Below are 21363 nucleotides of genomic sequence, written 5' to 3' on the forward strand. Positions count from 1 at the left end.
CATGAAAAAGCCCCGGCATTCATTGAATGCCGGGGCTTTTTGTTGGGCTAAGGATTATTGCGCGACAGGCAAGCTGCGATCCCGCGCCACACGCATCCGGTAGAACCCGTAGATGATCAACACCCACACCGGGATAGCAATGACAGACGCGCGTATGCCCGGGATCATCCACATCACACAGATGATCATGGCCATGAACGCCAGGCACAGGTAGTTGCTGTAAGGAAACCAGAACGACTTGAAGCTCGGCACGATGCCTTGCTGGCCCATGATTTTGCGAAACTTCAGGTGGGTCAGGCTGATCAGCGTCCAGTTGATCATCAACGAGGCGACTACCAGGGCGAACAGCAATTCCAGCGCCTCATGGGGCGCCAGGTAGTTGACCAGCACGGAGAGCATGGTGATCAGCGCCGAGATGCCCAGCGCCCGCAGTGGCACGCCCTGTTTGTTCAGTTTCATCAGCGATTTCGGTGCATCGCCCTGTTCGGCCAGGCCGTAGAGCATGCGGCTGTTGCAATAAACGCCGCTGTTGTAGACCGAGAGCGCCGCGGTGAGCACCACGAAGTTGAGGATGTGCGCGGCGGTATCGCTGCCGATCAACGAGAAGATCTGGACGAACGGGCTGCCGCTGTAGGCATCGCCGGACGCGCCAAGGGTCTGCAGCAGTTGATCCCAAGGGTACAACGACAGCAGCACGGTGAGTGCGCCGACGTAGAAGATCAACACGCGATAAACCACCTGGTTGATCGCCTTGGGAATCACCTTCCTCGGTTCGCTGGCTTCAGCGGCCGTGATGCCGACGAGTTCCAGGCCACCGAAGGAGAACATGATGAACGCCATCGACATCAGCAGGCCGGTGGTGCCGTTGGGGAAGAAACCGCCGTGGCTCCACAGGTTACTGACCGATGCCTGTGGGCCACCGGTGCCGCTGAACAGCATGTAGCAGCCCAGGACGATCATGCCGATGATGGCCACGACCTTGATGATCGCGAACCAGAACTCCATCTCGCCGAAGACTTTGACGTTCATCGTGTTGATCAGGTTGACCAGGACGAAGAACACCGCGGCGCTGACCCAGGTCGGGATTTCCGGCCACCAGAACTGCACGTACTTGCCCACGGCCGTCAGCTCGGCCATGCCCACCAGCACGTACAGCACCCAGTAATTCCAGCCCGAAAGGAAACCGGCAAAACCGTTCCAGTATTTGTGGGCGAAGTGACTGAACGAACCGGCTACCGGCTCCTCGACAATCATCTCGCCCAACTGGCGCATGATCAGGAAGGCGATGAATCCGGCAATCGCATAACCGAGGATCATCGACGGGCCGGCCGACTTGAGTACCCCTGCAGAGCCGAGGAACAGCCCGGTACCAATCGCCCCGCCCAGGGCGATCAGTTGAATATGTCGATTTTTCAACCCTCGCTTGAGCGTTCCCTGTTGCAAGATTTCATCCGCCATCTCGTTCCCTTCTGGTTATTGTTGTCAGGCCTGGTTTGAAAGATCAGATATTACTCTCGGTGAACTTTTCGTAATACAGGTGAACGCTGTCCAGCGCCTGGGCCTGCAACCAGTCTTTGATCGATTCGACCATCGGCGGCGGCCCGCAGACGTACATGTCGACCGGCGCGTCGCGCAGTTCACTGAGGTCGAAATGCTCGGCAATGTAGCCGCGCTTGCCTGTCCACTGTGGCGATGGATCGCTGACCACTTCGGTGTAGCGAAACCCCGCAAGGCGTTCGGCATAAGCCTCGATCCGTGCCCGTTCGCACAGGTCGGCAGCGTCGCGCACGCCGTAGTACAGGTGCACCGGCTGCGTGCAACCGCGCTCGGCGAGGTCGTCGAGCATGCCCAGCAGTGCCGACAGCCCGGTTCCGCCCGCCACCAGGATCAGTGGTTTGGCCACATGCCGCAGATAGAACGCACCCAGCGGTGCCTCGAGCATGATTTCGTCGCCCACCCGGCAGCGTTCCCGGATGTAGTTGCTCATCACGCCGTCGGGTAGCAGGCGAATCAGGAACTGCAGTTGATTGTGCTCACTCGGCCGATTGGCAAACGAGTAGGAGCGCTTGCTTTCAGTCCCCGGAATCAACAGCCGGGCGTATTGCCCCGGCAGAAAATCCAGTGGGTTTGTCGTACCGAGATCCAGGTGCAGGATCGCGGTGCTGGCCGAAATTTGCCTGACGTCCGTCACCGTTGCGCTCAGTTGTTCCGGGCCCGAGGCATTGCACAGGCTGGAAGCGAAGTCGAAATAAAACGCCGCATCGGACTTCACCCGGGTCTGGCAGGTGAGCATCTTGCGCTGCTGCAGGTCCAGGCTCGAGAGCGCCTCCTCGTCCACATAATCCTGGCTGTAGTCACCCGATTCGCAGCGACCCTGGCACGTACCGCAGACGCCTTCGCGGCAATCCAGAGGAATATTGATGCCGTTGCGCAGGGCGGCGTCGAGCAGGATTTCGTTGGGTTGTACGGGAAAGAACAGGGTCTTGCCGTCGGCAAAGCTGAACGCCACTTTGTGATTCATGCCTCGATCTCCTTGGATTCAGAGGTGGTAGAAGTCCAGTACCGAGTTGATGGTGTCGTTGAGCAAGAGCACATGCTTGCGGCTGATCAGCCAACTGTCGGCGTGGGGCTTGAGCCGGTAGGTTGCGCGTCCATAGAACTGCTCGGAGGTGGCCAGGCGATAGAACAGCGTGTGCCAGTTCAGGCGCACCTCCAATTCACCGTTTTCCAGTTCACTGATCCGCACGTTGTTGATCATGTGCAAGGTGCGCGGCATCGGTGTCGAGGAGGCGGACTTGCCCGTGCGCAGGCGGAACACACGGTCTTCCAGGCCTGAACGGTTGGGGTAGTAGATCAGCGACATCTCGCGCTTGGGGTCGCGGGTGTAGACGTGTTCCGAGTCCCATTGCGGCAGGTGGAACTCACTTTGCTCGTCGAACAGCTTGATGTAGGCGTCCCAGTCCTGGGCATCGCACAGTTCGGATTTGCGGTAGAAAAACTGTTCGATCTGGTACTGCAATTGCGCATTCATCATTACACCTCACGGAGTTTCAGGGATTTCGCGTCCAGGCCATCGAGCAGGAATTTCTGCCAGTTGCTGTGCTGGTTGACGTAGAGCCCTTCGTGGGTGAACTCGGTGCCGGTCATGGCCGGGGCGATGCCGATCGACTCGCTGTTGGGCGTGGCGCCGGTGGCCCAGCGGTGACTGCCGCGGGAAATATCGCTCCAGCGCTCCAGGCGAGCCTGGAAACCGCGCTGGGCTTCACGGAATTCCACCAGGTCGTCGGGTGTACCCAGGCCCGACACGTTGAAGAAATCCTCGAACTGGCGAATGCGGTTTTCGCGGTCGGCGTCCGACTCGTTTTTCACCCCCAGGCACTGGCTGATGATCTCGGTCTTGTTCCAGGCCACCGGCCGGATGATGCGCAGTTGCGAGCTGATCTGATCGAGGAAAAACAGGCTCGGGTAGATGTTCAGGTTGCGCAGGCGATGCATCATCCATTCAGCCTTTTCCTGGCCGTGTTCTTCGATCAGGCGCGGCATGATGGTCGCGTAGCCGGAACGCACGGACGGGTTCGGCATGTCGCTGAAGAGCACGCTGTGGCCATTGTTGAACGCGAACCAGCCGTCATCGGTGTTGGCGTCGCCAGCACCGAGCTTGCTGTAGTCCAGGGTGCTGGCGCTGCTGGTGCCGTTCTCGCTGTTGACCTGCTGGCGATGCTGCACCGTGGCCACGTAGTTATAGTGGACCGTGCTGACGTGATAGCCGTCGAGGCCGTTCTCGTTCTGCAGTTTCCAGTTGCCGTCGTAGGTGTAGGCCGACTTGCCGGGCAACACTTCCAGCTCACCGGTTGGCGATTGGGCGACCATCATGTCGAAGAACACCTTGGCATCGCCGAGGAAGTCTTCGAGGCTGTTGTCGGCGTGTACGTCGAGGCTGATGAACACGAAACCCTTGTAGCTCTCGATGCGCGCCTTTTTCAGACCGCGCGTGGCCTTGTCGAAGCCTTCCGGATACTCGCCCGGCGCCTTGACCTTCACCAGGCGCCCGTCGCTTTTGTAGCACCAGGCATGGAACGGGCAGGTGAAGGTCGACTGATTGCCCTTGCCAACGCGGGTCAGGGTCGTGCCGCGATGCTGGCAGGCGTTGATCAATGCGTTGAGCTGGCCGTCGCCATCGCGGGTAATGATCATCGGCTGGCGACCGGCGCGCATCGTGACGAAGTCGTGGTTATTGGCCAGTTCGCTTTCGTGGCAGGCGTAGATCCAGTTTTTCTCGAAGATCAGTTCCATCTCCAGATCGAACAACTGCGGCTCGGTAAAGATGTCCCTGGCGATGCGGAACACGCCTTCTGCCGGACGGAAGTCCAGGCAGCCCTGGATAAACGCTTTCCACTGCTCGACGTTTTTTTCGCCACTCATGGGTGTGCACCTGTTTTTTATTGGGGCTAATCGGTGTGCTCATTAGAGGGAGTGGGGCGGGTGGGGGTCTATCCGGTTTGTGGGCGAAGGCAGTCCGTAAAATTTGTGGGGTAACACCCACTCGGTATCAAACTGGGCAGCGACTACCCAGAAGGCGCACCAAACGATGAACGGCTGCACCTGTCTGCAGCAATCAGGTACTGTTTTGCGCAACGTCGAGTGCCTGTTGGGACACGTTCACCGGCTACGTTATCCACATAGTCGAGGATTGCTATCCACTCAGTTGGCGCTGGCGTTTTGTGGCCTGGAACTTGCGTTTTCCACGCCTGAGACGCGCCGTCAGAGCGCGCTGGAAAATAGCCCGTGGGTGCACCGTGATGAACAGCAAAACCGATCCGCAGAGTCGCGACATTCGTGTCGACAGCGACGACCTCGAGGCCGCAAGAAGCTGGATGTCCGGTATTTGCGGGCCGCACCGGCTCGTGACCACGACGCCCGAGCGGATCCGCTTCCATCACAGTGCCAACACGTTCAAGTCGATGGCCACGACGCTGGGCACCATCGAATACGGCACCGATGTCACCATCGATATCGAGGATCCCGAGCGCTTCAGCAGCTACAGCCTGAGCCTGCCCCTGGTGGGCGAACAGGAGTTGAGCAAGAACGGCAGCGTGGTGAAATCCGACCGCGATCAGGGGGTGATCATTTCCCCCAATGAAAACCAGCTGCTGGCGATTTCCGGCGACTGCCGCAAAGTCCAGGTGGTGATCACCCGCGCCGCCATGAGCGAGTCCCTGGAAGGCTTGCTGCAGCGACCGCTGGATGCGCCGCTGCGTTTCGAACCGGTGATGGATGCGGTCGATGGCGCGTCGGCTTCATGGTGGCGCATGGCGCGCTATTTCATCGCTGAGCTGGAGCGCAGTAGCGAACTCTACGAGCAAGTGGCCTTCACCCGGGACATTGAAAGTTCGCTGATCAAAGGCTTGATCCTCGCCCAGCCGAACAACTATTCAGAAGAGCTGCGCCAGGTGCTGGGCGTTAAATTACCGCACTACCTGATCCGGGCGCGGCAATACATTCACGACAATGCTCGCGAGGCTTTGCACCTGGAGGACATCGAAGCGGCTGCCGGGGTTTCACGCTTCAAGCTGTTTGAAGCGTTCAAGAAGTACTTCGCATTGTCGCCGATGGTCTACCTGAAGAAGTACCGCTTGAACGGCGTGCGCCAGGAGCTGCTTGAGCACGGCTCGGCACGCAATATTTCCGCGATCGCCATGGGCTGGGGGTTCACGCACCTGGGGCGCTTTTCCGCCGAATACCGCAAGCTGTTCGACGAATCCCCGAGCATGACCTTGCAGCGCAATGAAGCCCGGCGCCTGCGCGGCTTCTGAGCGATCCGTTCCTTACTTGCGCACCACCAGGTCCAACAGCGATTCACGCTCCTTGATCTTCTGCAGGACGATTTCCGAGCGGATGTCAGTCACCCCCGCCGTGCGGTTCAAGTGGTTGACGATGAAGTCGGAGAAGTGTTTGAGATTACGCGCCTGGACCCGCAGCACGTAGTTGCTCGCTCCCGTAATCACATACGCGGTGACCACTTCCGGCCACGACTGGACCTTCTTGATAAACGTCTCGTGCCAATCCTCGACGTCCTGTCGCAATGACACATGGACGATGGCTTCCAGTTCGATCCCCAGCCGTTCGGCATTCAACACCGCGCGATAGCCGCTGATGATTCCCTCGCTTTCCAACAGGCGCAACCTTCGTAGACAGGCCGACGGCGACAGGGCGACTTTCTCTGCCAGTTCCTGATTGCTGATGCGGCCATCCTGTTGCAGTTGATGGAGGATTCGCAGGTCTGTCGAGTCGAGATTCATGGCTGGCGTAAATCCGCGTTTATGGGTGTTGGATTCGAATTTTATGCGAAATAACTACCTGGTAGCCGCTTAGTTTGCACGAAAATTCTCCAAGGCATCGTTCATTATTTCTCCACGAAAAGGGGCCGACAACGCCTGCATAAACGCAACGACCTTCAAAGAACAGGACACCCGATGACAACAAGAAACGATTGCCTGGCGCGTGATGCCCAGGACACTCTCGCGCCGCTACGCCAGCAATTTGCGCTACCCGACGGTGTGATTTATCTCGATGGCAATTCCCTGGGCGCACGCCCGGTCGCGGCATTGGCGCGTGCTCAGGAAGTGATTGCCCAAGAGTGGGGCAGTGGCCTGATCCGCAGCTGGAACACTGCCGGTTGGCGCGATTTGTCCGAGCGTTTGGGTAATCGCCTGGCCGGGTTGATCGGCGCCCGTGCCGGTGAAGTGGTGGTGACCGACACGACCTCGATCAACCTGTTCAAGGTGCTCAGTGCCGCGCTGCGGGTGCAAGCCACAAGGTCGCCAGCGCGACGGGTGATTGTCACCGAAAGCAGCAATTTCCCCACCGACCTGTACATCGCCGAAGGCCTGGCCGACATGCTGCAGCAGGGTTACACCTTGCGCCTTGTTGATAGCCCTGAAGAGTTGCCACAAGCGATTGACCAGGACACGGCGGTGGTGATGCTCACCCACGTCAACTACAAGACCGGCTACATGCACGACATGCAAGCGCTGACCGCGCTGACCCATGAGTGCGGGGCACTGGCCATCTGGGATCTGGCGCATTCCGCTGGCGCGGTGCCGGTCGACTTGCATCAGGCGGGCGCCGACTACGCCATCGGCTGCACCTACAAATACCTCAATGGCGGTCCGGGTTCGCAGGCGTTCGTCTGGGTCTCGCCGCCGTTGTGCGATCTGGTGCCGCAGCCGCTGGCGGGGTGGTTCGGCCACTCGCGGCAGTTCGCCATGGAGTCGCGCTACGAGCCGAGCAGCGGCATCGCCCGTTACTTGTGCGGTACCCAGCCGATCACTTCGTTGGCGATGGTCGAGTGCGGGCTGGATGTGTTCGCCCAGACCGACATGGCCAGCTTGCGCCGCAAATCTTTGGCGCTGACGGACTTGTTCATCGAATTGGTCGAGCAGCGTTGCTCGGCTCACGAACTGAAATTGATCACGCCGCGTGAGCACGCCAAGCGTGGCAGTCACGTGAGCTTCGAACACCCCGAAGGCTATGCAGTGATCCAGGCCTTGATCGACCGGGGCGTGATCGGCGACTACCGCGAGCCGCGCATCATGCGTTTCGGTTTCACCCCGCTGTACACGACCTTCACCGAGGTCTGGGATGCAGTGCAGATCCTCGGCGAGATTCTCGATCAGAAAACCTGGGCGCAAGCGCAATTCCAGGTTCGCCACAGCGTCACCTGATACCTGCGTTGTCCAGGTCTTGCTGCCAGGTTTCCTGGCGGCAGGGCTTCGCCTGCGATCGATCAACTGTTCTGTGCAAACACAATAATAAGGAGCACGCAGAATGAGACTGTCCCCCTGGCCCGCCTTGTCGCTCGCCATCGGCAGTTGCCTCGGGCAAATGGCCTATGCCGCCGCCGACAATGGATTCGTCGAAGGCAGCAGCCTGACCCTGACCAACCGTAACTTCTTTTTCTATCGCAATAACCTCAACAACCCTGGCGGCCAGAATTATCGGGATGAATGGGCCCACGGGATCATGCTCGATTACCGCTCCGGCTACACCCAGGGAACGGTGGGGTTCGGGGTCGATGCGTACGCGCAGTTGGGTCTCAAACTCGACAGCGGCAAGGGGCGCACCGGCACCGGTTTGCTGCCGGTCGATTCCGATGGTCGCCCCGAGGATGAGTACTCCGAAGCGGGTGGCGCGGTGAAGGCGCGGGTATCGCAGACCGAACTCAAGTACGGCAACCTGACCCCGCTAAACCCGGTGTTCGGCACCGGCAATGCGCGACTGTTCACCAGTGTTGCCACGGGCTTCCAGCTGACCAGCCATGAACTCAAGGCCTTGCAACTGGACATCGGTCATTTCACCGCCGGCAACGACAGTAACTCGACCAATGCCGATGGCGCGCTGAAAGCGCTGTACGCTGGCGTGGAAACCCGCAGTGTCGATTATCTGGGCGGTAGTTATGCCCTGAGCGATCAACTGAGCATCAGCCTCTACGGCTCGCAGTTCACCGATATCTGGCGGCAGTACTACGCCAACGGCAACTACACCTTTGCCCTGAGTGAAGGCCAGTCGCTGAACCTGGATTTCAACATCTACCGCACCAACGATGATGGTCAGAGCCTGGCCGGAAAAATCGACAACACCACCTGGTCGCTGGCCGCCGGGTATAAGTCCGGTGCCCATCGATTGACCCTGGCGTATCAACAAGTCGATGGCAACGAGCCGTTCGATTACCTGGGTTTCGATCAACAGCCAGGCACTTCGATTTTCCTCGCCAACTCGATTCAGGTGCTCGACTTCAACGCCCCCAACGAGCGCTCATGGCAACTGCGTTATGACCTGGACATGGCGGCTTTCGGCGTGCCGGGGCTGAGCTTCATGTCCCGTTACGTCAGCGGTGACCATATCGACGACAGCCATTACGACGGTGGTCCCAACGGCGCCTACGGACGCTACGGCGATGACGGCAAGCGCTGGGAACGCGACATCGAGGCGCGCTACGTCGTGCAGTCTGGCAAGGCGCGGGACCTGTCGGTGCGGGTGCGCCAGGCCAGTGTGCGTTCCACCGCGCAAGTGGCGCGGGCCGATACCACGGACAACAACGAAGTGCGCGTCATCATCGAATATCCACTGAGTATTTTCTGATCCGTGTCCTGCTGTGCGTGGCTGATCCCCACCGGTAAAAACCAAGACGTGCTCTTCAAGAAAGACAATATTCAGAGGACATAAAAATGACCGATAACACCGGTTTTGAAACGATATCCAACCGTGAACAGGGCCTGCGGCGTCAGCTGACGTCCGGGCAAATGAGCATGATCGCCATTGGTGGCGCGATCGGCACCGGGCTGTTCATGGGCAGCGCCTACGCGATCGGCTATGCCGGGCCGAGCGTGCTGCTCAGCTATGCCATCGGCGCGATCATCACGCTGTTGTTGATGGGCTGCCTGGCGGAAATGACCGTGGCCCATTCGACCTCCGGTTCGTTCGGTGCTTACGCCGAATTCTATGTCAGCCCCTTGGCCGGGTTCCTGGTGCGCTATGCCTATTGGGCGGCGATCGTGCTGGCGGTCGGTACGGAAGTGACGGCGGTGGCGATGTACATGAAGTACTGGTTTGCCAACGTGCCGGAGTGGGTGTGGATCGTCTCGTTTTCCAGTGTGTTGATCGTGCTCAACGCGATCAGCGTGAAGACCTTCGGTACGTTCGAGTACTGGTTCTCGACCATCAAGATCGGCGCGATCGTCGGCTTCATCATTCTCGCGGTGTACGTGGTGTTCGGTTCCGGCAACCCGGAATACGGCGTGCACAATTACACCGTCCACGGCGGTTTTTTCCCCCATGGCCTGCAAGGCATGTGGGTCGCGGTCATCGTGTCGATCTTCAGTTACCTGAGCGTGGAGATGATCGCCGTGGCCGCCGGTGAGGCGCAGGACCCGGAGCAAGCGGTGAAGAAAGCCTTTCGCGCGACCATCGTGCGCCTGGTGGTGTTCTACCTGCTGACACTCGCTCTGATGCTGGCGATTGTGCCGTGGGTCCAGGCCGGTCATGCGCAAAGCCCGTTCGTCACGGTCATGCAAGCCATCGGCATTCCCGGCGCCACCGGGGTGATGAATTTCGTCATCCTGATCGCCGCGCTCTCGGCGATGAACAGCCAGTTGTACATCACCACGCGCATGATGTTCAGCCTGTCCCGTGGCGGCTACGCCCCCAAGTCCATGGGCAAGTTGAGCAAGAGCGGGATTCCACTGAACGCCCTGTTGTTGTCGAGCTCGGGCATTGCCCTGGCGACCTTGCTCAACATCCTGTACCCGGAAAGTTCGTTCACCTTGATGATGGCGATCTCCATGTTCGGCGCCATCTTCACCTGGTTCATGATCTTCCTGACGCACTACTGTTTCCGTCGTTATCACCAGCGCCACGGCGAGCGAAAACTGTCGTTTCGCATGCGCCTGTTCCCCTACAGCACCTGGTTGGGGTTGGTACTGATGGGCGCGGTGATGATCACCACCTACTTCACCGAAGCCTTCAAGATGACCCTGGTGTTCGGTGTGCCGTTCCTGTTGTTGCTGACCGTTGTCTACGGCGTGTTTTTCAGGAAGCCCAAACCGGTCTCACTCAATGAGCAACGCCTCGAGCAGCGCCCTGGCATAACCGGGCAGGCCAGTGAATGATCGCGCGCACAGCAGCAGTTTTCGCTGTGCCCAGTCTTCGTTCAACGAGAAGCTTTTGAGCGGTTGATCCAGTGCCCGGCGCTGGATCGCCGCCAGCGGCACAATCGCCAGCCCGGCGCCGCGGGCAACCATGCGAATCACCCCGTCGAAACCCTCCGCACGGATGCGGATCTGCATGCGCATACCTGCGTGCAACGCCTGTTCTTCGAGGTACACCGCGAGTGCACTATTAGCGGCCAACCCCACATAGTCGTGCTGCAAGGTATCGCTGAAAGTCGGCGGTTCGCTGTCGGCCAGCGGATGGCTGGGCGGCATGATTAGCACCAGCGGGTCGTCGCGAAAGGGCAGGGTTTCGAGGGCGTGGGTGTCCACCGCATCGGAAACGATGCCAAGGTCGGCGGCACCCTGGCGCAACGCGTGGGTGATGCGCGTGCTGGGCAATTCCTGCAGGTCGATGTCGAGGTTGGGATGCTCGCGCAGGAAGTCGGCGAGCAACTCCGGCAGGTATTCGGTGATGGCCGTGGTGTTGCACAACAACCGCACCTGGCCTTTGACGCCTTTGGCATATTCGGCCAGGTCCTGCTGCATGCGTTCGGCCTGTTGCAGCAGGACCCGCGCGTGTTGCGCGAGAGCCTTGCCGGCAGGCGTCGGGGTAACGCCGCGACGGCCGCGCTGCAGGAACTCAGTGCCGAGTGATGCTTCCATTGCACGGATTCGCGCGCTCGCGGCGGCCAGGGAAAGATGGCTACGCGCCGCGCCGGCGGTGATGTTGCCGGTGTCGAGGATGTTCAGGTAGAGGCGCAGGTCGGTCAGGTCGAAGTGCATCATTGCAGCCTCAAGTGGTGTGTCGTGTGGGCGGGCCTCTTCGCGGGCAAGCCCGCTCCCACAGTAGAAATGCATCGAACATAAATTTGGTGTCCGCCAAAGATCCCTGTGGGAGCGGGCTTGCCCGCGAAGGCGTCAGCAGCCACGGCGGATACTCAAGCCTCTTGCTAATCAAGAGCCAGGCTCAGTATATGGCAGATTTTCAACCCGCCAATCCGGGCTCACCATCAGCCCATGAATACACTCGCCTCGTTCTACCAAAATCTCGGCCTGACCCTTTCATTACTGGTCATTGCCACCTTCCTGCTGGCCGGCATGATCAAGGGCGTGATCGGCCTCGGCCTGCCGACCATCGCCATGGGCTTGCTCGGTCTGGCTATGGCCCCGTCACAGGCTGCGGCGCTGTTGATCATTCCCGCGACCCTGACCAACGTCTGGCAGCTGGCCTTCGGCGGGCATCTGCGCGGGTTGATCCTGCGGCTGTGGCCGATGCTGCTGGCCATCTTCATCGGCACCGGCGCCGGTACGCTGTGGATCGGCATGGTCGGTGGACATTGGGTGGTGCGCGGATTGGGCGCGGCGTTGTTGCTCTATGCGCTCTGCGGCTTGTTCTTGCCGACCTTGCGTGTCGGTGCGGGTAATGAGCCCTGGCTAGGTCCGATGTGCGGCGTGATGACCGGTGTCATTACGTCGGTCACGGGCGTGTTCGTGATTCCGGCAGTGCCTTACCTGCAGGCGCTGGGCTTGAGCAAGGACGAACTGGTGCAGGCGTTGGGCCTGTCATTCACCGTCTCGACCCTTGCCCTCGCGGGCGGCCTGCTATGGCTCGGTGCCCTGGGTGGTGGCGAGTTGAGTGCGTCGCTGTTGGCGCTGATCCCGGCGGTGCTCGGCATGTGGCTGGGGCAGTGGCTGCGCCAGCGGATCAGCGCCCTGTTGTTCAAGCGCGTATTCTTCATTGGCCTCGGGTTGCTCGGCGGCCATTTGTTGATCAGCGGCTAGCGGACGACGGGCTGAGCATCTCGATGGCGCGGATTACGAAATCCCGTTCCAGGTACTCATTGCGTTGATCGAGGAACTGCTTCATGTGCGGCAGGTTCGAGTGCACGTCGAGATGTGCCTGGGACTGCCAGATCTCGAAGAAGATAAACAGGGTAGGGTCCTGCTTGTCGCGCAGCATGTGGTACTCGATGCAGCCAGGTTCGGCGCGACTTGCTTCTACGTAGCCGCTGAAAAACGCTTCGAAGGCGTCGGATTTTTCCGGGCGGGTCTTGGCGTGCAGGATGAAACCTTGCATTTCACTCATTGGAAAACACTCCTCAAGTCAGAATCGGCGCCAGTCTAAGGCAACAATCTGCTGGTGATTCGTGCGTATGGGTCAAATGTATTTTGCGACAGCGGCGCTTACTCCGCGCGAAGCGGATCGTTACGCTGCCGCCATCCAGTTTCTGACCCTTGCGAGACCTCTCATGAAAAAAGTCCTGTTACTCAATGGCGGCAAAAAATTCGCTCACTCCGATGGCCGCTACAACACCACCTTGCATGAAGCCGCGCTAAGCGTGCTGGATCGCGGCGGTGTGGATGTCAAGGCCACCTTCATCGACGAGGGTTACGACGTCGCCGAAGAAGTCGCCAAATTCCTCTGGGCCGACGTGATCATCTATCAGATGCCGGGCTGGTGGATGGGTGCGCCATGGACCGTGAAGAAGTACATCGACGAGGTCTTCACCGAAGGTCACGGCAGCCTCTATGCCAGCGACGGCCGCACCCGTTCCGACGCCTCGCAGAAGTACGGCAGCGGCGGCCTGATCCAGGGCAAGCAATACATGCTGTCGCTGACCTGGAACGCGCCGCAGCAAGCCTTCGACGACCCGACCGACTTCTTCGAGGCCAAAGGCGTGGACGCGGTGTACTTCCCGTTCCACAAGGCTAACCAATTCCTCGGCATGACCGCTTTGCCGACCTTCCTCTGCGTGGACGTGATGAAACGCCCGAACATCGAGGCCGATGTGGCGCGTTATGAGCAGCACTTGGCCGAGGTGTTTGGCCTGAAGGTGTAACGCTCAGCTAATATCGGTCGCAATGGCTTAAAAGATCGCAGCCTTCGGCAGCTCCTACAGGTATACGCAATACCCTGTAGGAGCTGCCAAAGGCTGCGATCCTGGCGATTCATGCCATGCCGATTCGTGAAAGAGGACACACGTGAAAGCCAGATCCGATGAATTGCAGATCTTCGTCTGCGTGATCGAGTGCGGGTCGATTTCCGCGGCCGCCGAGCAGGTCGGGCAAACGCCGTCGGCGGTCAGTCGCACGCTGTCGCGGCTGGAGGCCAAGCTCGATACCACGTTGATCAACCGCACCACGAGGCGCATGGACCTGACCGAGGAGGGCAAATATTTCTTCGAGCACGCCAAGCTGATTCTCGATCAGATGGACCAACTCGAAGAACGCTTGTCTTCGCGCCAGCAAACGCCGTCCGGGCGTTTGCGCATCAACGCCGCGTCGCCGTTCATGCTGCATGCCATCGTGCCGTACATCGATGAGTTCCGCCGGCTTTATCCGGATATCCAGCTCGAACTCAACAGCAACGACCTGATCATCGACCTGCTCGAGCAAAGCACCGACATCGCCATCCGCATCGGCACACTGGCCGACTCGACCCTGCACGCCCGTTCGCTGGGATGCAGTCCGCTGCACATCGTCGCCAGCCCCGCCTACCTGGAAAAACATGGCACACCGACAGCCGTGGCGGACCTGGCCGAACACACCCTGCTGGGGTTCACCCAGAACGAAGGCCTCAACCAATGGCCGTTGCGCTACGTGCATGGCGATCGCTGGCCGATCCAGGCGTCACTCAGCGCATCCAGCGGTGAAACCATCCGCCATCTGGCGCTGGAAGGCCAAGGCATCGCCAGCCTGTCGCATTACATGACCATCGAGGACATTCGTGCCGGGCGGTTGAAGGTCGTGCTGGCCGAGTTCAACAGCGGTTATCGCCAGCCGATCAACGCGGTGTACTACCGTAACTCGCAGCTGGCCTTGCGCATCCAGTGTTTCCTTGACTTCATCCAGGGCAAATTGGCGCTTTACGCTTCCACGGATTTCAGCGACTGATTCGTGATTCCTGCGCAAGAGTGAATTGGGTCAGCAGGGATTTTTCGTCTGGGATCACTGCTTGATACTCGTTGCATCACTTATCAATGCAGGGAGTTTCTCCATGAACGTATTCGTTACCGGTGCTGCCGGTTTCATCGGCGGCTCCATCGCCACCGGCCTGGTCAAGGCCGGCCACAAGGTTACCGGCCTGGTGCGCAACGCCGAGCAAGCGGACGAGCTCAAGGCACTGGGCATCACCCCCGTGACCGGCACGCTGGACGACAGCGCACTATTGGCCGAACAGGCCCGCGCAGCCGACGCCGTGATCAACGCCGCCAGCAGCGACCATCGCGGCGCTGTCGAAGCCTTGCTCGATGCCTTGCGCGGCTCCAACAAGGTATTGCTGCATACCAGCGGTTCGAGCATCGTGGGCGATGCCTCGGGCGGTCAGTCCAGAGACGTTATCTATTACGAAGACAACTTGCCGGAACCTACCGTGGACAAGGCCGCACGCGTGGCCATCGACAACCTGATCCTCGCCGCGGCCAAGGACGGCGTGAACTCGGCCGTCATCTGCAACACGTTGATCTACGGCCACAGCCTGGGCGTCAAGCGCGACAGCGTGCAGTTGCCGCGCTTGCTCAAGCAGGCGCGTAAAAGCGGCGTGGTCCGCCATGTCGGGACCGGGCAGAACATCTGGTCCAACGTGCACATCGAAGACGTGGTATCGCTGTACCTGCTGGCGCTGAACAAAAACGTCCCAGGCACGTTCTACTTCGTCGAAAGCGGTGAAGCGTCATTCATCGACATGACCACGGCGATCGCCGAGGCGCTGAACCTGGGCAAGCCGCAAGACTGGCCGTTGAAGGACGCCGAAGCCGAGTGGGGTTATGAAATGGCCAACTATGGCCTGGGCTCCAACAGCCGTGTTCGCGGCAAGCATGCGCGGGAATTGCTGGGCTGGGTGCCGAAGCGCACGTCGGTGCTGGAGTGGATTCGTCACGAGATGGTGTGAGTTCGCTTAACACCGCGTTGCTGCCTTCGCGAGCAGGCTCGCTCCCACATTAGAACGCATTGTCCAGATGGACGCGGTCAACTGTGGGAGCGAGCCTGCTCGCGAAGGCGTTTCTGAAGTTGCATAAACTGGCCGGGCCGCCCTTGATTCCGTAACATCCCCACACTCTTTCTTGCTTCTCCCTGCACGCGGTCCTCCATGAAACCAAAACATCTACGCGCCGATGCCCTAGCCGGCCTCACGACGTCTTTCGCCCTGTTACCCGAATGCATTGCCTTCGCGCTGGTGGCTCATCTCAATCCGCTGATGGGGCTGTATGGTGCGTTCATCATTTGCACCCTGACCGCGCTATTCGGTGGCCGGCCTGGCATGGTGTCCGGTGCTGCCGGGTCGATGGCGGTGGTGATCGTCGCGCTAGTGGTGCAGCACGGCGTGCAGTACTTGCTGGCGACGGTGCTGCTGGGCGGGTTGATCATGTCGACGTTCGGGCTGCTGCGACTGGGCAAGCTGGTGCGAATGGTGCCGCACCCGGTGATGCTGGGGTTCGTCAACGGCCTGGCAATCGTCATTGCCCTGGCGCAGCTTGAGCACTTCAAGAGTGGTGAGACCTGGCTGAGCGGCACGCCGTTGTACTACATGATCGGGTTGGTGGCGGTGACGATGGCGGTTGTCTATGTGCTGCCGCGTCTGACCCGCGCGATACCGCCGGCGTTGGTGGCGATCCTGGGAGTGGGGTTGGCTGTGCACTTCCTCGGCCTGCCAACCCGCACCCTGGGCGACATGGCGCATATCGCCGGCGGCTTGCCGACATTTGCCTTGCCGGACATTCCCTGGAACCTGGAAACCCTAAGCATCATTGCGCCCTACGCGTTCTTGATGGCGATGGTCGGCCTGCTGGAAACCCTGTTGACCCTCAACCTCACCGACGAATTCACCGAGAGCCGCGGTTACCCCGATCGCGAGTGCGTGGCGCTGGGCGCGGCCAATGTGGTGTCCGGTCTGTTTGGGGGAATGGGCGGTTGCGCGATGATCGGCCAGACCGTCATCAACTTGAGCTCCGGGGGGCGCGGGCGGCTGTCCGGTGTGGTGGCCGGGGTGTCGATCCTGCTGTTCATCCTGTTCCTGTCGCCGTTGATCGAACGTATTCCTCTGGCGGCGTTGGTGGGGGTGATGTTCGTAGTCTCGCAGCAGACCTTCGCCTGGGCTTCGCTGCGGGTGCTGAACAAGGTGCCATTGAACGATGTGCTGGTGATTATCGCGGTGACGGTGATCACTGTATTTACCGACCTGGCCATGGCGGTGTTGTGCGGGATCATCATTGCGGCGCTCAATTTCGCCTGGCAGCAAGCTCGGCAGCTGTACGCCGACAGTCACCTGGAAAGCGACGGCAGCAAGCTGTACCGCGTGCACGGCACCTTGTTTTTTGCCTCGACCACGCCGTTTCTCAACCAGTTCGACGCAGCCAACGACCCCGTGCAAGTGACCCTCGATTGTCGCCACCTGAGCTTCGTCGATTACTCCGCCATCGCTGCATTGGAGACCTTGCGCGAGCGCTACAGCAAGGCTGGCAAGCACCTACGGGTGCTGGGCCTGTCCGAGCGCTGCAAGAAACTGCTCAAGCGCGCCCGGGTACAACACGACTGAGGTCCGCCTGCCTGATCGTTCCCACGCTCAGCAAAGGATGATCGTTCCCACGCAGAGCATGGGAACGATCGGTGTCGTGATGAAAATCTACCTGCCTGATTTTCATTAATCGCGACACGACATATCTCTGAGCGACATCCCTTACCTCTAAACGAAAATTACTTTCACCTCGTTTGAAAATCGCGCCTCGAAATGTTTTAAGAGTTTCACAAAACTTTCGACGTGACCCTCTCGAGGAGTACCGCATGACCCCGTCCTTCGGCTATTGGCTGTTGGTGTATGCCGCTGTCGCCATCATCGCGCTGATCGTGCTGATCGCCCGTTACCGGCTTAATCCGTTCATTGTCATCACCCTGATCTCCATCGGCCTGGCGCTGGTGGCGGGCATGCCGCCGTCCGGCGTGGTCGGGGCGTATGAGGCGGGCGTCGGCAAGACCCTGGGACATATCGCCCTGGTGGTGGCGCTGGGTACCATGCTTGGCAAGATGATGGCCGAGTCCGGCGGCGCCGAGCAGGTGGCGCGCACCTTGATCGACCGCTTCGGCGAAAAAAACGCGCATTGGGCGATGGTGTGTATCGCTTTCCTGGTCGGGCTGCCATTGTTCTTCGAAGTCGGTTTCGTATTGCTGGTGCCAATCGCGTTCACCGTGGCGCGGCGGGTCGGCGTATCGATCCTGATGGTCGGCTTGCCGATGGTCGCCGGCCTGTCGGTGGTGCATGCGCTGGTACCACCGCACCCGGCGGCGATGCTGGCGGTGCAGGTGTACCAGGCGTCGGTGGGGCAGACCTTGCTCTATGCGATTGCGATCGGTATTCCCACGGCGATCATCGCCGGGCCCTTGTACGCCAAGTTCATCGTGCCGCGTATCCAGTTGCCGACGGAAAACCCACTGGAGCGGCAGTTCCTCGAACGTGAACCGCGCGACAGTCTGCCAAGCTTCGGCCTGACAATGGCGACCATCCTGTTGCCGGTGGTGCTGATGTTGATCGGCGGCTGGGCCAACCTGATTTCCACCCCGGGCACGGGTTTTAACCAGTTCCTGTTGTTCATCGGCAACTCGGTCATCGCCTTGCTGCTGGCGACTTTGCTGAGCTTCTGGACCCTTGGCCTGGCCCAGGGCTTCAATCGCGAGTCGATCCTCAAGTTCACCAACGAATGCCTGGCGCCGACCGCCAGCATCACCTTGCTGGTGGGCGCTGGCGGCGGCCTGAACCGGATCCTGGTGGACGCCGGTGTCACCGACCAGATCGTCGGCCTGGCCAACGAATTTCACTTGTCGCCGTTGCTGATGGGCTGGCTGTTCGCCGCGTTGATGCGCATCGCCACCGGCTCCGCTACCGTGGCCATGACCACCGCCTCGGGCGTGGTCGCGCCCGTGGCCATCGCGATGGGTTATCCACACCCGGAGCTGCTGGTGCTGGCAACAGGAGCGGGCTCGGTGATCTTTTCCCACGTCAACGACGGCGGCTTCTGGCTGATCAAGGAATACTTCAATATGACGGTGACCCAGACCTTCAAGACCTGGACGGTGCTGGAGACCCTGATCTCGCTCGTCGCCTTCGGCCTGACCGTGGGCCTTTCCTACCTGATTTAACCGGAGCCGCCCGCCATGGACATCCTCTACCAGATCCGCGCCCGCCAGGATTCCTTCAGCGCCGGGGAAGGACGCATCGCGCGCCTGATGCTCGACGATGTGGGGTTTGCCGCCTCCGCAAGCCTGGATGAGCTGGCGCTGCGCGCAGAGGTCAGCACTGCCACGCTGTCGCGCTTTGCCCGTACGGTCGGCTGCAAGGATCTGCGCGACCTGCGGTTGCAACTGGCCCAGGCCAGCGGCGTCGGCAGCCGTTTTCTCGATCCGGCGGGCACACCGGAGCAGTCAGCGTTTTATGGGCAAATAGTCGGCGACATCGAATCGACCCTGCGCCAGCACCTGTCGGCCTTCGACGAGTCGCGGTTCGCCGATGCCGTGAAACTGCTGGGCAAGGCGCGGATGATTCATGCCTTCGGCATGGGCGGCTGCTCGACCTTGTGCAGCGATGAGTTGCAGGTGCGCCTCGTGCGCCTTGGCTACCCGATCGCGGTCTGCCACGACGCGGTAATGATGCGGATCACGGCGGCCAGTCTCAGTGCCGATCAGGTAGTCATCGTCTGTTCACTGACCGGGATCACCCCCGAACTGCTGGAAACTGTGGAGCTGGCCCGCAGCTATGGCGCGCCCATTCTGGCCATTACCCGAGGCGATTCGCCGCTGGCGCAACTGGCCGACATCGTATTGCCGCTGCAAAGCGCCGAGACCTCCTTCATCTATAAACCGACAGCAGCACGCTACGGCATGTTGCTCGCCATCGATGTGCTTGCCACCGAGCTGGCACTGGCCAATCCTCAAGACAATCAAGAGCGCCTGCGGCGGATCAAACTCGCCCTGGACGATTACCGCGGCGGCGACGATCACTTGCCGCTGGGAGACTGACATGATGTACGACACGCTGATTCGCAATGCCCTGGTCATCGACGGTAGCAACAGCCCTGGCTACCCGGCCGACGTGGCGATCCGCAATGGCCGCATCGAGCGCATCGGTGACTTGCAGGATGCCCGTGCCACCGAAGAAATCGACGCTGCTGGCCGCGTGTTGGCGCCCGGCTTCATTGATGTGCACACCCACGACGACACGGTGGTGATCCGTCAGCCGCAGATGCTGCCCAAGCTCAGCCAGGGCGTGACCACGGTGATCGTCGGCAATTGCGGGATCAGCGCCTCGCCGGTGAGCCTGCGCGGCGATCCACCGGACCCGATGAACCTGCTCGGCAGCGCTGCGGCGTTCGTTTATCGAACATTCAGCGATTACCGTGCGGCGGTGGAGGCGGCAAACACCACGCTGAACGTCGCCGCGCTGGTGGGCCACACCGCGCTGCGCAGCAACCACCTCGACGACCTGTTTCGCACCGCTACGCCCGATGAAATTGCCGCCATGCGCGAGCAACTGCGCGAAAGTCTCGAGGCTGGCGCCCTGGGCTTGTCCACCGGTCTTGCCTACGCCAGTGCGTTTTCGGCATCGACCGATGAAGTGATGCAACTGACCGAAGAGCTCACAGCGTTTGGCGCGGTCTATACCACCCATTTGCGCAGCGAGTTCGAGCCGGTGCTGGACGCCATGGACGAGGCATTCCAGATCGGCCGGCATGCGCAATCCCCGGTGATCATTTCCCACCTCAAATGTGCCGGCGCCGGTAACTGGGGGCGCAGCCCGCAACTGTTGGCGTCCCTTGAGCAGGCGGCGAAAACCCACCCGGTGGGCTGCGATTGCTATCCGTACGCTGCCAGTTCCTCGACCCTGGACCTCAAGCAAGTCACCGATGCACATCGCATTACCATCACCTGGTCAACGCCGCACCCGCAGATGGGCGGGCGCGACCTGATGGATATCGCCGCCGAGTGGAACCTGTCCCTGATCGATGCCGCCCGCCAATTGCAACCGGCCGGCGCTGTGTACTACGGGATGGACGAAGCCGATGTGCGACGGATTCTGGCGCACCCTTTGTCGATGGTCGGCTCCGACGGCCTGCCGGAAGATCCGTTTCCTCATCCACGGTTGTGGGGCGCCTTCCCGCGGGTGCTCGGGCATTTCAGCCGTGACGTAGGACTGTTTCCCCTGCACACCGCCGTGCACAAGATGACCGGCTTGTCGGCGGCGCGATTTGGCCTCAAGCAAAGGGGCGAGATCCGCGAAGGCCATTGGGCCGACCTGGTGCTGTTCGACCCGGCGACCATTCGCGATGTCGCGGACTTCAACGATCCGCAACGGGCGGCCGAAGGCATCGATGGCGTGTGGGTCAACGGGGTATTGAGTTACCAGGACGGTCAGGCGAACGGGCGCAGGGAAGGGCGGTTCCTGGCGCGGGAAGGGGATTTGAGCGCAGGATTTGCGTGACGCTAAAAGATCGCAGCCTGCGGCAGCTCCAGAGCAAGCGTCAAATCCGTATGGCCTGCTCGCTAGTGCGGGCAGGCAGGTTGTTTGTCATATCGCCTTCGCGAGCAGGCTCGCTCCCACAGGATGCTCATTGAACCTGTGGGAGCGAGCCTGCTCGCGAATGGATCTTTCATTCACCGCGCAGTGAAC

The 21363-nt window shown here is 60.5% G+C and carries 19 protein-coding genes; 12 read left to right on the plus strand and 7 right to left on the minus strand.

What is annotated here, in order from left to right; all coding sequences use genetic code 11:
* Positions 1-54: 54 nt before the first annotated feature.
* From PG5_RS07280 to antA, 4 genes are read right to left on the minus strand one after another with little or no spacing between them, the layout of a single operon-like run.
* Complete coding sequence (locus tag PG5_RS07280; RefSeq protein WP_020796466.1) at positions 55-1458, minus strand: amino acid permease; 1404 nt, start codon at positions 1456-1458, stop codon at positions 55-57.
* A 43-nt stretch (positions 1459-1501) separates the two neighbouring features.
* Positions 1502-2521 (minus strand): anthranilate 1,2-dioxygenase electron transfer component AntC, encoded by a 1020-nt coding sequence (gene antC, locus PG5_RS07285; RefSeq protein WP_020796467.1) that lies wholly within the window; start codon positions 2519-2521, stop codon positions 1502-1504.
* A gap of 18 nt (positions 2522-2539) precedes the next feature.
* Positions 2540-3031, minus strand: a complete 492-nt coding sequence (antB, locus tag PG5_RS07290) for an anthranilate 1,2-dioxygenase small subunit (protein ID WP_020796468.1) — start codon at positions 3029-3031, stop codon at positions 2540-2542.
* 2 nt (positions 3032-3033) lie between these two features.
* The gene (gene antA / locus PG5_RS07295) at positions 3034-4422 is read right to left on the minus strand and encodes an anthranilate 1,2-dioxygenase large subunit (protein ID WP_020796469.1); all 1389 of its coding nucleotides are present in this window, start codon (positions 4420-4422) and stop codon (positions 3034-3036) included.
* A gap of 377 nt (positions 4423-4799) precedes the next feature.
* Here antA and PG5_RS07300 point away from each other — a divergent pair, with 377 nt between their 5' ends.
* Positions 4800-5813, plus strand: a complete 1014-nt coding sequence (locus tag PG5_RS07300; protein ID WP_020796470.1) for a helix-turn-helix domain-containing protein — start codon at positions 4800-4802, stop codon at positions 5811-5813.
* A gap of 12 nt (positions 5814-5825) precedes the next feature.
* On the opposite strand, the gene PG5_RS07305 is transcribed toward PG5_RS07300, so the two are convergent.
* Positions 5826-6299 (minus strand): Lrp/AsnC family transcriptional regulator, encoded by a 474-nt coding sequence (locus PG5_RS07305; RefSeq protein WP_020796471.1) that lies wholly within the window; start codon positions 6297-6299, stop codon positions 5826-5828.
* Positions 6300-6473: 174 nt separating this feature from the next.
* Between PG5_RS07305 and kynU the strand changes: the two genes are divergently transcribed.
* From kynU to PG5_RS07320, 3 genes are all read left to right on the plus strand, one after another.
* On the plus strand, positions 6474-7724 hold the full coding sequence (gene kynU / locus PG5_RS07310) for a kynureninase (RefSeq protein WP_020796472.1): 1251 nt from the start codon (positions 6474-6476) through the stop codon (positions 7722-7724).
* A gap of 103 nt (positions 7725-7827) precedes the next feature.
* On the plus strand, positions 7828-9141 hold the full coding sequence (locus PG5_RS07315; protein ID WP_020796473.1) for an OprD family porin: 1314 nt from the start codon (positions 7828-7830) through the stop codon (positions 9139-9141).
* Between the two features lie 86 nt (positions 9142-9227).
* Complete coding sequence (locus tag PG5_RS07320) at positions 9228-10667, plus strand: amino acid permease (protein WP_020796474.1); 1440 nt, start codon at positions 9228-9230, stop codon at positions 10665-10667.
* Here the strand turns inward: PG5_RS07320 and PG5_RS07325 are convergent.
* Positions 10608-11492 (minus strand): LysR substrate-binding domain-containing protein, encoded by an 885-nt coding sequence (locus PG5_RS07325; RefSeq protein WP_042955301.1) that lies wholly within the window; start codon positions 11490-11492, stop codon positions 10608-10610. The genes PG5_RS07320 and PG5_RS07325 overlap by 60 nt on opposite strands.
* 234 nt (positions 11493-11726) lie before the next feature.
* On the opposite strand from PG5_RS07325, the gene PG5_RS07330 reads away from it, so the two are divergent.
* Positions 11727-12491, plus strand: coding sequence for a sulfite exporter TauE/SafE family protein (locus tag PG5_RS07330; RefSeq protein ID WP_020796475.1), 765 nt, complete (start codon positions 11727-11729; stop codon positions 12489-12491).
* Here the strand turns inward: PG5_RS07330 and PG5_RS07335 are convergent.
* On the minus strand, positions 12481-12795 hold the full coding sequence (locus tag PG5_RS07335) for a putative quinol monooxygenase (protein WP_020796476.1): 315 nt from the start codon (positions 12793-12795) through the stop codon (positions 12481-12483). The genes PG5_RS07330 and PG5_RS07335 overlap by 11 nt on opposite strands.
* 163 nt (positions 12796-12958) lie before the next feature.
* On the opposite strand from PG5_RS07335, the gene PG5_RS07340 reads away from it, so the two are divergent.
* The 7 genes from PG5_RS07340 to PG5_RS07370 all read left to right on the plus strand — a co-directional run bounded on the left by PG5_RS07340 (position 12959) and on the right by PG5_RS07370 (position 21174).
* Positions 12959-13549 (plus strand): NAD(P)H-dependent oxidoreductase, encoded by a 591-nt coding sequence (locus tag PG5_RS07340; protein WP_033045486.1) that lies wholly within the window; start codon positions 12959-12961, stop codon positions 13547-13549.
* Between the two features lie 142 nt (positions 13550-13691).
* Positions 13692-14603, plus strand: a complete 912-nt coding sequence (locus PG5_RS07345) for a LysR family transcriptional regulator (protein ID WP_020796478.1) — start codon at positions 13692-13694, stop codon at positions 14601-14603.
* A 103-nt stretch (positions 14604-14706) separates the two neighbouring features.
* Complete coding sequence (locus PG5_RS07350; RefSeq protein WP_020796479.1) at positions 14707-15600, plus strand: NAD-dependent epimerase/dehydratase family protein; 894 nt, start codon at positions 14707-14709, stop codon at positions 15598-15600.
* Between the two features lie 198 nt (positions 15601-15798).
* On the plus strand, positions 15799-17244 hold the full coding sequence (locus PG5_RS07355; RefSeq protein WP_020796480.1) for a SulP family inorganic anion transporter: 1446 nt from the start codon (positions 15799-15801) through the stop codon (positions 17242-17244).
* A gap of 245 nt (positions 17245-17489) precedes the next feature.
* Complete coding sequence (locus PG5_RS07360) at positions 17490-18839, plus strand: gluconate:H+ symporter (RefSeq protein ID WP_020796481.1); 1350 nt, start codon at positions 17490-17492, stop codon at positions 18837-18839.
* A 15-nt stretch (positions 18840-18854) separates the two neighbouring features.
* A complete protein-coding gene (locus tag PG5_RS07365) occupies positions 18855-19715 on the plus strand; it encodes a MurR/RpiR family transcriptional regulator (RefSeq protein WP_020796482.1) in 861 nt (286 codons plus the stop codon).
* A gap of 1 nt (position 19716) precedes the next feature.
* Complete coding sequence (locus tag PG5_RS07370; protein ID WP_020796483.1) at positions 19717-21174, plus strand: amidohydrolase family protein; 1458 nt, start codon at positions 19717-19719, stop codon at positions 21172-21174.
* Positions 21175-21363 lie beyond the last annotated feature (189 nt).

The organism is Pseudomonas sp. G5(2012) (assembly GCF_000408945.1).
Taxonomy (GTDB): Bacteria; Pseudomonadota; Gammaproteobacteria; order Pseudomonadales; family Pseudomonadaceae; genus Aquipseudomonas; species Aquipseudomonas umsongensis.